Origin of the sequence: Oryzomonas rubra, from assembly GCF_008369015.1 — a bacterium.
Lineage (GTDB): Bacteria > Desulfobacterota > Desulfuromonadia > Geobacterales > Pseudopelobacteraceae > Oryzomonas > Oryzomonas japonica.
Map to the genome: position 1 here is coordinate 373,659 of NZ_SRSD01000003.1, position 13,209 is coordinate 386,867.

11 protein-coding genes are annotated in these 13,209 nt (G+C 61.1%); 2 read left to right on the forward strand and 9 right to left on the reverse strand.

Annotated features, from left to right (window positions below; translation table 11 throughout):
* Nucleotides 1–13: 13 nt before the first annotated feature.
* The 6 genes from ET418_RS06910 to lysA all read right to left on the reverse strand — a co-directional run bounded on the left by ET418_RS06910 (nt 14) and on the right by lysA (nt 7,769).
* A complete protein-coding gene (locus ET418_RS06910; RefSeq protein WP_338045078.1) occupies nt 14–1,282 on the reverse strand; it encodes a DUF445 domain-containing protein in 1,269 nt (422 codons plus the stop codon).
* A 233-nt stretch (nt 1,283–1,515) separates the two neighbouring features.
* Nucleotides 1,516–2,748 carry an LL-diaminopimelate aminotransferase gene (locus ET418_RS06915; RefSeq protein WP_149306847.1) on the reverse strand — a complete coding sequence of 411 codons (1,233 nt, stop codon included), beginning with the start codon at nt 2,746–2,748 and terminating at the stop codon, nt 1,516–1,518.
* A gap of 48 nt (nt 2,749–2,796) precedes the next feature.
* Nucleotides 2,797–4,389: a sensor domain-containing diguanylate cyclase gene (locus tag ET418_RS06920; protein WP_149306848.1), complete on the reverse strand. Its 1,593-nt coding sequence runs from the start codon at nt 4,387–4,389 to the stop codon at nt 2,797–2,799.
* A gap of 58 nt (nt 4,390–4,447) precedes the next feature.
* On the reverse strand, nt 4,448–5,251 hold the full coding sequence (gene dapB, locus ET418_RS06925; RefSeq protein ID WP_149306849.1) for a 4-hydroxy-tetrahydrodipicolinate reductase: 804 nt from the start codon (nt 5,249–5,251) through the stop codon (nt 4,448–4,450).
* 206 nt (nt 5,252–5,457) lie between these two features.
* Nucleotides 5,458–6,330, reverse strand: a complete 873-nt coding sequence (dapA, locus tag ET418_RS06930; protein WP_149306850.1) for a 4-hydroxy-tetrahydrodipicolinate synthase — start codon at nt 6,328–6,330, stop codon at nt 5,458–5,460.
* Between the two features lie 185 nt (nt 6,331–6,515).
* Nucleotides 6,516–7,769 carry a diaminopimelate decarboxylase gene (lysA, locus tag ET418_RS06935; RefSeq protein ID WP_149306851.1) on the reverse strand — a complete coding sequence of 418 codons (1,254 nt, stop codon included), beginning with the start codon at nt 7,767–7,769 and terminating at the stop codon, nt 6,516–6,518.
* A gap of 214 nt (nt 7,770–7,983) precedes the next feature.
* Here lysA and ET418_RS06940 point away from each other — a divergent pair, with 214 nt between their 5' ends.
* Entirely contained in the window at nt 7,984–8,562 is a 579-nt protein-coding gene (locus tag ET418_RS06940; protein WP_149306852.1) for an NUDIX hydrolase, read from the forward strand.
* 79 nt (nt 8,563–8,641) lie between these two features.
* Nucleotides 8,642–9,157 carry a thiol peroxidase gene (gene tpx / locus ET418_RS06945; RefSeq protein WP_149306853.1) on the forward strand — a complete coding sequence of 172 codons (516 nt, stop codon included), beginning with the start codon at nt 8,642–8,644 and terminating at the stop codon, nt 9,155–9,157.
* A gap of 222 nt (nt 9,158–9,379) precedes the next feature.
* Here the strand turns inward: tpx and ET418_RS06950 are convergent, their stop codons facing one another.
* The 3 genes from ET418_RS06950 to ET418_RS06960 form a co-directional block, all read right to left on the reverse strand.
* On the reverse strand, nt 9,380–9,658 hold the full coding sequence (locus ET418_RS06950; protein WP_149306854.1) for a hypothetical protein: 279 nt from the start codon (nt 9,656–9,658) through the stop codon (nt 9,380–9,382).
* 25 nt (nt 9,659–9,683) lie between these two features.
* On the reverse strand, nt 9,684–12,071 hold the full coding sequence (locus ET418_RS06955) for a heavy metal translocating P-type ATPase (protein ID WP_149306855.1): 2,388 nt from the start codon (nt 12,069–12,071) through the stop codon (nt 9,684–9,686).
* A 76-nt stretch (nt 12,072–12,147) separates the two neighbouring features.
* On the reverse strand, nt 12,148–13,209 hold the full coding sequence (locus ET418_RS06960) for an AI-2E family transporter (RefSeq protein ID WP_149306856.1): 1,062 nt from the start codon (nt 13,207–13,209) through the stop codon (nt 12,148–12,150).

The following is a 13,209-nucleotide window of genomic DNA, read 5'->3' on the forward strand; positions in this document are numbered from 1 at the left end:
ATATGGAGAGGTGCTACCCGAGCAGCAGGGAGACGGCATGCAGCAGCAGGCCGATCATGCCGCCCACCAGGGTGCCGTTCATCCTGATAAACTGTAGGTCGGAACCGATGCTCAGTTCAATCTCATTGGTATAGTCATCGATTTCCCACTGTTGCATGGTGCCGGAGATATGCCCGGCAACCGCGCTCCGCAGCGTATCTCCGTGGTGCAGCAGCAACCGTTCCAGGTATGCGTTCAACGACTCCTGCAACTCCCGATTGTGGGACAGGGTCGTGCCGATGCCCGCAACCGCCGCCCCGACCTTCTCCTGCACCCGTGACTCGGGCTGCTGCAGGTCGTCGCTCAGCCAACTCTTCAGATCGTTGCCGAGGCTCTGGGCGTAATCGGCTATGGCCTGGTTATGGACGACCTCACCCTTGATCGTTTCGACCTTGGCGCGCAGTGCCGGGTCGGATTTCAGCCGGGCGATGAATTCGGTCACGGTGGTATCGAACCGGTACCGGACCTCATGGCACGGATCGGCATTAACCTCCTGGATGAAGGCGTTGATCCGGTGTGCGACCTTTTCCCCCACCCCTTTGGCGAACTGGTCCCGATTGGGGATGAAAGCGCTCAGGAGCGGGTATTCTTTCGTACACAGGGTATCGATGGCGTTGGCCAGCCCGGTCTGCGCCTCGGCGGTCGCCAGCCACGCGGCGCAGCGGCGCAACAGGTCATCGAGAACGATCTGGTGGCGGTTGTCTTTCCTGAGGGCATCGAGCATCCCCCCGGCGGCAGTGGAGAGGTCGAAGCTTTCCAGCCGGTTGCCCAGGGCGGCCCGCAACAACCGCTGCACCCGCTCGTCATGGATAAAATCCAGGGAGTCGGCAAGCACGCGGGTCACCCCCTTGGCCAGGCCGGCGGCATTATCCCTGGACATGAGGTACACGGCAAGATGCTCGGCCGGGTTGTACTCCCGCAGCCGGGCGATCAGGGTGTCGGTGGCCAGGAACTTGTCGCGGATAAAGCTCGCCAGATTTCCGGCGATGACGTCCTTCTTGTTCTTGATGATGGCCGTATGGGGTATGGGCACCCCCAGGGGGTGGCGGAATAGCGCCACCACGGCAAACCAGTCCGCCAGGGCGCCGACCATGGCCGCCTCGGCAAAGGCGGCGACCCACTCCCAGGCCCCCTGCCCCTTGTGCAAGCGGGCCACCACAAACAGCAGGGCCGCGCCAATCATCAACCCCGTGGCTATCGTCTTGTTTCTGATCAGTAGTCGTCTTCTGTTGTCCACACACATCTCCAAAAATGTTTTACAGTACCATCATGGGAAAAATAAAAACCGCTTCATCAGGCAGAAGCGGCTTTCCCTTACCGAGCTATTTTATGGCATAGCGGTGGTGTTTTTGTCAACGGTTGGTGCGTCGAAATAATCGTTTCAGAAGCACTGTATGTATGCCCTCGGAATTGGCGACAAAAAATATACTTAAATCTAGTAAGTAAGGGCAGCCAATCGGCTGCCCTTACTCAATCCTACTTCAAATTCTTCTTGATCCTCTCCACCGCCTCAATGACGTTGTCTCTGTTCCCGAAGGCCGACAACCGGAAGAACCCTTCCCCGCTGGGGCCGAAACCGGAGCCGGGAGTCCCGACCACGTTGGCCTCGTGCAGGAGCTTGTCGAAGAAGTCCCAACTGGTCATGCCGGCCGGCACCTTGAGCCAGATGTAGGGGGCGTTGACCCCGCCGTAGACCGTGAGCCCCGCTTCCGCCAACCCTTCGCGGATGATGCGGGCGTTCTCCATGTAGTAGTCGATGGTCTCCCGGACCTGGGGCCACCCCTCGTCGCTGTAGACCGCGGCGGCGGCACGCTGCACCGGGTAGGAGGCGCCGTTGAACTTGGTGGTGGTGCGGCGCAACCAGAGTTTGTTGAAACTGTACCGCTCGCCGGAGGGAGTAGTGCCCATGACCTCTTCAGGCACCACCACCAACCCGCAGCGCACGCCGGTGAAACCGGCGGTCTTGGAGAAGGAGCGGAATTCGATGGCGCACTTTTTGGCCCCTTCGATTTCGTAGATGGAGTGGGGGATGGTAGGATCGGTGATGAACGCCTCGTAAGCGGCGTCGTAGAAGATCACTGCGTCGTTGGCCAGGGCGTAATCGACCCACTTCTTCAACTCGTCCCTGGATGCCACCACGCCGGTCGGGTTGTTGGGGAAGCAGAGGTAGATGATGTCTACCTTCCGGTCCGGCAGGGCCGGGATGAAGCCGTTGGCCTCGTTGCACGGCAAGTAGACGATGTTCTTGTAGTACCCCTTGTCGTCGGCCTCGCCGGTGCGGCCGATCATGACGTTGGTGTCGTTGTAGACCGGGTAGACCGGGTCGCCGATGGCCACCACGTTGTCCAGGGCGAAGATGTCCAGAATGTTGGCGCAGTCACACTTGGAGCCGTCGGAGATGAACATCTCATCCGTCTTGAGGTTGACCCCCAGCGGCTTATAGGATTTTTCGATGATGGCGTTGATCAGCCAGTCGTAGCCCTGCTCCGGGCCGTAGCCCGCGAATTTGTCGATGGTGGCCAGGTCGTCCACGGCGTCGTGGAAGGCCTTGATCACGGCCGGGGCCAGGGGGCGGGTAACGTCGCCGATGCCCAGACGGATGATCCTGGCACTCGGGTTGGCCTCGCTAAAGGCGCGCACGCGGCGGCCGATCTCCGGGAACAGGTAGCCTGCTTTGAGTTTCAGGTAGTTGTCGTTGATTTTTGCCATTGGTGCTTCAATCCTCCTTGAAATGTATGAATATAACGTAACGGGTAGCTACAGTTCTGATTCCTTTTCCACCAGCTTGCGGCTCACTTTGTCCAGGTACATCTGCTGGTCGGCCAGTTGCAGGGCCTCATCCAGCTTGGCCGGGTTCTCCACCGTGGCGCGCCCCAGGGAGATGGAGAGGGTGAGACCGTTTGCCTGGGCAGCATACTTGTCAGCCACGCTCCGGACCCGTTTTAGGGCAATCTCCGCATGGACGGCATCCACGCCCGGCAGCAGGATGGCAAATTCGTCGCCGCCGATGCGGGCAACCACGTCTTCGGCCCGGAACGATTCCAGCAGGATCATGGCGACGGTAGTGATCAGCACGTCTCCGGCCGAATGGCCGTGACTGTCGTTAAAGACCTTGAGGTCGTCGATGTCCGCCATCACCACGGAGATCGGTGCGATGCGGCCGGCGGAGAGGCGGTCCATCTGGTCGTCGAAATAGGCGCGGTTGTAGAGCCCCGAAAGGGCGTCGTGGGTACTGATGTAGAACAGCTCCTCGTTCTTCTTGTCCTGGTCCTCGACCATGGCGTTGAAGGTCTGCACGACGAACCCGACCTCGTCTTTGCTCTCGAGCTTGAACAGCCGGTCCGCGCCGCTCTTGGATGAGATCTGCCCGACGTGCTCGGCGAAGCGCACCAGGGCGTTGGTGTAGCTGCCCATGATCAGCCTGATGATCAGGATGATCAGGAAAGCGCTGACCACCACCGCCACGGCGAAATATCTCTCCAGCCGGTAGACCGATTGGTAGGCTTCGTTCAGCGGATACTCCCCCCCCACGACCCAGTCGGTGGCTTGGAGGCGTTTGAAGGATGACAGGACATGCACACCATGGGAGGTGGTGTTTTCCGCCACCCCCTCAAAGCCGTCCAGCGCCTTGTCCAAGAGTTTGTTGGCGCCCGGTGCGATCTTGGTGGATATGATCCGCGACCTGTCCGGGTGCATGATGACGGTCCGGTCGCCGGACACCAGGAAGAGATACCCGTTCTGCGCGATGCGGGTATGGGACAGCTCCCCCAGGAAGTTGTCCTGCAACAGGTTTATGCCGCCCCCCAGGATGGCGATCAGGGCGCCGTTCTTATCCCGCACCGGGGCGGTGATGCTGATCGCCGGGGTTCCGGGGGAGTGGGTCGAGATGAAGGGGGCGGAGATGAGCGGTTTTCCCGTGGCAATGGTTTGCCGGTAGAACTGCCGGAAAGAGATGTCCTTGCCGCGCCGATCGGGAAGAAAAGGCGATTCTGCGATGATCCGCCCGTCCTTCGAGACCAGGTAGATGCCGTTGTCGAAGAGACTCTTGACGCTGTGCAGACTGTCGAGAAACCGTTGCGCCGCATCCGGGTCGGCGACCATGCCGGGGGTGACGTCACGGGACGCCTCGACAACCGTCTTTTGGGCGGACGTCAGCTTTTGGTCGATGCCCTGAGCCACGACGGTAAGCAGGGTCATCTGCTGGCTGGAGATGGTTTCCTTGAGTTCCTGTTTGAAATAGTACAGGGAGGCGACCGCCATAAGCGACGAGAACAGGATGACGAAGGTGCAAACCGCCACGGTCATCCTCACGGTGATGCTGTGCCGCCTGAACGGAACCCCGGCATTCATTGGTCAAAAAGCTCCCCGTTTTTAATGGCGTGGCGTGGCCGCGGAGTTCTGCTTGGGGCTACCGCAGCCCCAGGACATCCTGCATATCGTACAGGCCCGGTTTCTGGGATACGACCCACTTGGCGGCGCGGACCGAGCCGCGGGAAAACATGTCGCGGGTCATGGCCCGGTGGGACAGTTCGATGCGCTCACCCATGCCGATGAAGTAGACCGTGTGCTCGCCGATGATGTCGCCGCCGCGGATGGTCTGCATGCCGATCTCTTCCTTGGTGCGCTCGCCGGTGATCCCCTCGCGATGGAAGTTGGCCACCTTGTTGTAATCGCGTCCCAGGGCCTCGGCCACCACCTCGCCCATGCGCACGGCCGTGCCGGAAGGGGCGTCCTTTTTCAGGCGGTGGTGCGCCTCGACGATCTCCACGTCGAAATCGTCTCCCAGGGTTGCGGCGATGTCCTTGAGGATCTTGAAGCAGACATTGACCCCCACCGACATATTGGGCGCCAGTACCACCGGGGTGGTCTTGGCCAGTTCCGCAGCCAGGGCGCGTTCCTCGGGGGTAAAGCCGGTGGAGCCGATCACGATGGCCTTCTTTTGCAGGCCGCAGGCCTCCAGGTTTTTGAGGGACACCTTGGGCGCGGTAAAGTCGATCAGCACGTCGCAGGCGGCGATCACGCCGTTCAGGTCATCGGAAACCGCGACTCCCAACTCGCCGCAACCGGCGATCAGGCCCACATCCTGCCCCACCAGCGGGTGACCCGGACGCTCCAGCGCGCCGGAGAACCGGACCCCTTCGGTTTCGACAATGGAATTGATGATGCGCTGTCCCATACGGCCGGCAGCACCGCAAACGGCGATGTTGATCATGGTAAAATCCTCGTTGTACCTTTAACAGGGCGTTGAAAAATCCTGGTTGTTCAAAAATAGTCAGATCGTCGCACCCGCTAGACAAGCCCCGCGGAGGCGTAGCAGGCCTACTCCGCCGAAGCTGCTTTGGCTGCGAAGGCCGGGCGCTACGCCGCACGAAAGGGCGTTCGAGGACGGAGGCGAGATGGCTGTTTTTCAACAACCTGCTAAATCAGGTTGTACTCTTTCATGATGGCAGCCAGCTTGGCCTTGTTGGCCTCGCCCATAGGGCAGAGCGGCAGGCGCATCTCGTCGCTGCACTTGCCCATCAGACCCAAGGCGGTCTTCACCGGGATCGGGTTGCTCTCCAGGAACATGGCGTTGTTGATCTTGAGCAGTTTCAGGTGCAGGCGGCGGGCCTCATCCATGTTGCCGACCTCGAAGGCGTCCACCAGGGCCGCCACCTCCGCGGGCATGATGTTGGCGGTCACCGAGATGATCCCCTTGCCGCCGCAGGCCATCAACGGGAAGGTGATGAAGTCGTCGCCGGAGAGTACATCGATCTGGTCGCCGCACAGGGCCAGAATCTCGGACGCCTGTTGCAGGGAGCCGGTGGCCTCCTTGACAGCAACGATGTTCCTGTGGGGCGCCAGACGGGCCACGGTCTCGGGCAGCAGGTTCACGCCGGTGCGGCCGGGCACGTTGTAGAGGACCAACGGGAGTTCGACGGCATCGGCAACGGCCATGTAGTGGCGATAGAGCCCTTCCTGGGTCGGCTTATTGTAGTAGGGGGTGACCAGCAGGGCGCCGTCGGCGCCGAGCTTCTTGGCATGGGCCGTCATCTCGATCGCCTCGCGGGTCGAATTGGAGCCGGTGCCGGCGATGACCGGGACCCGCTTGCCCACCTGCTGCACGACGATCTCGATCACCCGGTCGTGCTCTTCGTAATCCAGGGTGGACGACTCACCGGTAGTGCCGCAGGGCACGATGGCATCGGTGCCGCCCGCAATCTGGAATTCCACCAGTTCACGCAATTTTTCTTCGTCAACCGCACCGTTCTTGAATGGCGTCACGATGGCGACAATGCTGCCTCTAAACATACCCTTTTCCTCCTTGCGGGTGGAATACTGTGATTTCAACTACCAGGCTGTTGAAAAACTCAGGTTGTTCAAGAATAGTCAGATCGTCGCACCCGCTAGACAAGCCCCGCGGAGGCGTAGCAGCGCTACGCCGCACAAAAAGGACTTCGAGGACGGCGGCGAGATGACTGTTTTTCAACAACCTCCTACAGGAACGTGGCGACCTTCTCGCCCTTGATCAGGTCTTCGATCGTCTCGCGCTCGCGGATAATCTCGAATGCGCCCCCCTTGACCATCACCTCGGCCACACGGGGGCGGCTGTTGTAGGAACTGCTCATGGCAAAACCGTAGGCGCCGGCCGACATGAAGGCCATCAGGTCGCCCTGCTTGAACATCGGCACCTCCCGGTCCTTGACCAGAAAGTCTCCCGACTCGCAGATCGGCCCGACGATGTCGGCGGTGATCAGGCCGTCCTGATCCTTTTTCAGCGCCTGCACGCTATGGAAGGAGCCGTACAGGGCCGGGCGCGCCAAGTCGTTCATGCCGGCGTCGATCATGATGAAGTTCTTCTCGTCCCGCGCCTTGGTGTAGAGGCAGCGGGCAACCAGGATACCGGCATTGCCGACGATGTTGCGGCCCGGCTCGAACACCAGGTGCAGGCCCAGATCCTTCGTGGCGGCGATGATCTCCTTGCCGTAGTCGGCCGGCAGGGGCGGTTCCTCGTTGTTGTACTGGATACCCAGGCCGCCGCCGCAGTCGAAGTACTGCAGGTTGATGCCCATCTCCTTCAGCTTGCCGATCATGACCTTCAGCTTCTCGATGGAATCCACGAAGGGGTTGACCTTGGTCAACTGGGAGCCGATGTGCATGTCGATGCCGATCACCTCAATGCCCGGCAGACCGGCGGCGCGTTTATACTCCTCCATGGCCCGGTCGATGGTGATGCCGAATTTGGCGTTTTTCAGGCCGGTGGTGATGTAGGGATGGGTGCCGGGGTCCACGTCCGGGTTGACCCGGATGGCGATGCCGGCCTTTTTCCCCAGACGGGAGGCGATCTCGCTGATCCTGGTCAACTCCTGCTCCGATTCCACGTTGAACATCAGGATGCCGGTATTCAGGGCGTATTCGATCTCCTCGTCCTTCTTGCCCACACCGGAGTATACCACCTTTTTCGGATCGACGCCGGCCTTGAGCGCCCGGTACAGTTCGCCGCCGGAGACAATATCCACCCCGCCGCCGAGGTTGATGAAGGTTTTGAGTACCGACTGGGTGGAGTTGGCCTTGACCGAGTAGCAGACGGTGTGGGGCACCGAGGCGAAAGCACCGTCAAAGGCCTTGAAGTGCCGTTCCAAGGTGGCGTGAGAATAGACGTAGACCGGCGAACCGACCTTGGCGACGATATCCGCGAGCCGCACGTCTTCCGCATAGAGCTCATTGGCTTTGTACTGAAAGTGGTTCATTGCATGCCTCCCTGTATGAACTATATAATGATTTCGTAAATATTCAGACAATAATTTCAGGAAAAAGTGGATATTTATAACATGGGGGACATGAAAAGTCAAAAAGTATGGGATTACTTTGGTCCCCTATTCCGGGCCACGGGAAAATGGCTTTGACTTCCCTTACCATTGCCGTTTACAGTTCCGTAAAACAGAACATGTGGCAGGTTCCTGTATGACCCTCACCTTTGATACCATCTGCGCAACCATTTCCCGGTTGCAGCACGACGAAGCGCCCGATGACGGGCGCAGCCCCGCAGCGGTGGCCATGGTTCTGGTTGAACAGTCCGCCGGCCTCCATCTGCTGTTCCTGGAGCGGGCAACCGACGAGCGCGACCCCTGGTCCGGCAACCTGGCATTTCCCGGGGGACGGGTCGAGCCGGGGGAGACACTGCGCCAGGCCGCCGAGCGGGAAACCCGCGAAGAGGCGGCCATCGAGTTGGCTGCTGCCCGCCATTTGGGCAGACTGGGCGATATCGTCGGCGCGCATCTGCCGGTCAGGATCGCCTGTTTCGCCTACGGTTTCAGCGGCGCCCTCCCGGCAGTCACCATCAACCACGAATCGCGGGACGCATTTTGGGTCAATCTGGCCGACCTTGCCGACCAGCGGCGGCACATCACCACCCAGGTCCATTTTCGCGGCCGACCGGTGGAGACCCCGGCCATTCGCCTGCCGCAGCCGGACAAACCGGTGCTATGGGGCATTACCTATCGGCTGGTGATGCAGTTTCTAAAGATGCACGGCTTGTTTTGACGGGGGAGGATTGCATTTTTCCGGTTACGGAGTAAAATTGTCCAAAAAGATAGGCAGCTAATTTCAGGAGGACACGTCCATGAGCGAACGCAAAGGCATCATCACCTTCAAGGGGAACCCCATGACCCTGGTCGGCCCGGAGGTTAAGGTCGGCGACAAGGCGCCCGATTTTACCGTGGCGGATAACGGCCTGGCGGCAACCACCCTGGGGACCTACGCCGGCAAGATCAAGATCATCAGCGCCGTGCCGTCCCTGGACACGCCGGTGTGCGACACGGAAACCCGCCGTTTCAACCAGGAGGCCGCCGGCCTGCCGGGCAACGTGGTGGTGCTGACCGTCAGCCAGGACCTCCCCTTTGCCCAGAAACGCTGGTGCGGAGCAGCGGGCATCGACCGGGTGGTCACCCTGTCCGACTACCGCAACCGCTCCTTCGGCAAGAACTACGGCGTTCTGATCGAAGAGCTGGTATTGCTTGCCAGGGCGGTCTTCGTGGTGGATGCCAACGATATCGTCCGCTACGTCCAGATCGTTCCCGAGGTGACCAGCGAGCCGGACTACGCCGCCGCAATCGCTGCGGCAAAGGCGCTCTTGTAGGCTGTTTCAGGTTCTGGCGGGGCGATTCGTGAATCGCCCCGCATCACACCCCGATTCTCTTCATCAGCCACGCCGTGTTTACCACCACCAGGTCGCGCATCGTCTCGATCCCCCCCACGGTTCAATTCCGTGAAGACAGGCTTGATGAGCAGCGAGGCATTACCCTTTTGCGGGGGCTGCCGTTGAACGCGACGACCTTCAAGAATGAATCTCCACCGGGGCTCAGAAAAGCGCTTTCTTCCCTGCTTCCGTACAATACCACCACACCTCTTCCGGGTCATGGTCGGCAGGACGGGTAAGCTGCTTGAACGCTCTCGTCTCTGTTTCGTAAAGATAGGCTTTCACCAGCCCCCGCCCAAGGTGTGCCAGCAGCACCCCGAACACCTCCCGGTCGGTGGCCTGGCGGCCAAGAGAGGAAGAGACCTCGCCGACGATGGCAGGCGCCCGCTCATAGTCGAGGCACACCCATTCGAGGACGATCTCTTCCTGTTTGGTCAACACCGCTCCACCTCCGGGGCCGCCCCCCTCACAGGCTCCGCTCCATCCGTTTCAGCAGGATGGAATTGAGCACCACCGAGACCGAGGAAAAGGCCATGGCCAAGCCGGCGTACTCCGGCTTGAGGGTTATGCCGTAGCGGGAGAGCAGGCCTGCCGCCACCGGGATGCCGAGGATATTGTAGAACAGTGCCCAGAACAGGTTCTGCTTGACCTTGGCCAGGGTGGCCCGACCGATGGCGATGGCCCGCACCACGTCCGTCAGGTCGTTGCGCATCAGAACGATATCGCCGGTTTCCTTGGCCACGTCCGTGCCACCGCCGATGGCGATGCCGATATCCGCCCGGGCCAGGGCCGGAGCGTCGTTGATGCCGTCCCCCACCATACCGGTGATCATGCCGCGTTGCTGGTATTCCCTGACCACCTCCTGCTTGCGGTCCGGCAATACCTCGGCCTCGAAGCTGTCCACACCGGCCTGCCCGGCCACAATCGCGGCCACATCGGCATGGTCGCCGGTAATCATGCAGGTCTGGATGCCCATGCGTTTGAATTCAGCCACCGCCTTGGCGGAACCGGGTTTCAGCGTGTCGGCGAAGGCGGCTACCCCCACCAGGGTCGTGCCGGCGGCCACGTATATCAGCGATTTGCCGGTCCCGGCCAGTTCCTTGGCCTTGTCGGCCAACCCCTTGAGACTGATCCCCTCTTCCTCCATCAGCCGTTCATTGCCCACCGCCAGGCGGAACCCTTCATGGGTGCAGGTGATGCCGAAACCTCCCCGCTCCTCGAAGTCCGTTGCCGCCCCCGGCTTGATGCCCGCCTCCTCGGCCGCCCGCACCGCAGCCTGGGCCAGAGGGTGGGTCGAGTGGATCTCGGCCGTTATCAGGCACTCCAAAAGACGCGCCGGATCAACCCCCGCCACGGCCGCCAGGTCGGTCATGGTCGGCGTTCCGATGGTCAGCGTTCCGGTTTTGTCCAGCAGCAGCACCTGCATGCGGGAGATGGCCTCCAGGGCCGAGCCCTTCTTGATGAGGATGCCCCGGGCCAGGGCCACGCCGCTCCCCACCATGATGGCGGTCGGCGTGGCAAGCCCCATGGCACAGGGGCAGGCGATCACCACCACGGCGATGGCAAAACGGAAGGCCGCCAGGAAACCTGCGTGGAGGGAGTAGAACCAGATGGAAAATGTCGCAAGAGAAAGGAGGAGCACCACCGGCACGAACCAGCCGGAAACGGCATCGGCGAACCGCTGGATGGGGGCCTTGTCCCCCTGGGCCTCCCGGACCATGCGGACAATCTGGGAGAGGAGGGTGGCCTCACCGACACGGGTGGCCCGGACTCGCAGGACGCCGTTTTTATTGATGGTGGCCCCGGTCACCGTGTCGCCGGCCTTCTTTTCCACCGGCAGGGATTCTCCGGTCACCATGGACTCGTCCACCGCGCCGTTCCCCTCGATGACCTCGCCGTCCACCGGGATCGCCTGGCCGGGTCGCACCAGCACCACGTCGCCCACACGGATCAGGGATGCCGGCACCTCCCGCTCCCCCTCCTCCGTCACCAAGCGGGCCGTATCGGCCTGGAGGTGGAGCAGCTTCTTCAGCGCCTCGCCGGCCTTGCCCCGTGCCCGGGCCTCCAGGTACTTGCCCAGGCGAATGAAGGCGATAAGCATGGCCGAGGTTTCGAAGAACACCTCCCGATGGGGCCCCAACAGGCCGGCATAGGCCAGGAGCGAATAGAAATAGGCCGCCGAGGTCCCCAGGGCCACCAGCACATCCATGTTGGCGCTGCGGTTTTTCAGGGCGCTCCAGGCGCCGCGGTAAAAGGTCAGGCCGGCCGAGAACTGGACCGCCGTGGCCAGAAGCAGGTTGAGCTGCATCACGGCCCGGTTGGCATGGACACCCATGGTAAGCATGATCGGCAGCGAGGCGGCCAGGGAGAAGAGGAACCAGTTGCGTTGCAGGCGGAGCGCATCGTCGGCCGAGGCCTCGGCGCCATGCAGCTCAACCGGGGTGTAGCCGGCCTCGTGAACCATGGCGAAGATATCCGCCATGCCGAGTTGGTGAGGGTCGAAACGCACAAAGCCGGTTTCGGCCGCCAGGTTGACGATGGCGGCGCTGACGGCCGGGTTTTCCAGCAACTTCTTTTCCAGCCGGTTGACGCAGGAGGCGCAGTGCAGGCCCTGAACACCGAAGGTCAACTCATCGGCCGGTTCGGGGCGGATCGCGCCGTATCCGAGCTTCTCGACGCGGCCGGCGATCTCATCCAGCGAAACAACAGCTTCATCGAAGCCGACGACCAACTCTTCCATGGCAAAGTTGACGGTTGCCGTGGAGACGCCGGGCTGTTTTCCGATCTCCTTCTCGATCCGGGCGGCGCAATTGGCACAGGACATGCCGGTGATTTTCATGCTGATCGTAGTCATAGGCCGACTTTCCAGAGGTCCGGTCCCCCATCCTTGATCAGGGCGAATGGGTGGGGGCAGGAACGTCTCGTAAGAATTAATCCCTGAAATCGCCGTTATGCAGGTGCCCCCACGTTATCTTTATGGCGGCGGCGATGGGCAGGGCCAGCAGGATACCCCAGAAACCGAGCAGTTCGCCCAGGGCCATGACCATGATGATGGTCACCAGCGGATTAAGGTTCATGGAACCTCTGAACACCAGCGGCTTGATCACGTACCCTTCCAGGAAGTAGATAACCCCGAAGGCGGCGGCGGTCTGGGCCAGGCTGGCCATGGTCTGGTATTTGAACCAGGCGAAGAACAGTGCCGGCAATGCGGCGATAAACACCCCGATAAAGGGGAGCACCGAAGCGGCCCCGGCAAAGATGCCGCTGATGATGGGGTGCGGGATATCCAGCATGAACAGCGCCGTCAGGGACAGGAACGCCACGATGATGGAAACAATGGCCTGCCCCCGCAGATACCCGCCGATACTGGTATTGACCTCGCGGCCGATATTGAGGAGCATCTCGCGACGCTGTTCCGGGACCCAGGAGGAGGCGGTCTCGATGATAGTCTGCTTGTAGTAGAGCATGAAAAAAACCAGGATCGGGGAGAGCACGATATTGAAGATGTTGAAGAATATCCGGGTGCCGAAGACGTAGACCCAGGCGCCGGCCTTCTCAGCCGCCGTATCCACATTTGCCGAGACTTTGTCCAGAATCCACTGGATCTCCTCGGAGCCGTAGCGGTCGGGAAGCCGTGACTTCCATTCCAGGGCGTCCAGTTTGATCCTCTGGATATAGGTGGGCAGTTCAGCGAGGATACCGTTCCAGCTGATGGTGAGTTTGGGGAGCATGAAGGCAAAGAAGAAAACGATCAGGATACCGAGGGCGACGTAGAGCAGCCCCAGGGCGAAAAACCGTTTCATGCCGCGCCGTTCGGCCTGTACGAGCAGCGGATCGAGGAGATAGGCGATTATCCAGGAGAGCAGAAAACAGGAGATGGTATGCTGCAGGGCGTATCCGGCGGCGGCCAGCAGGCAGAGCAGCATAATGATGGCGATCAGCCGGCCATAATCGCTTCGGTGAACACTCTGGTGTTCGGTATGGTGTTCCAT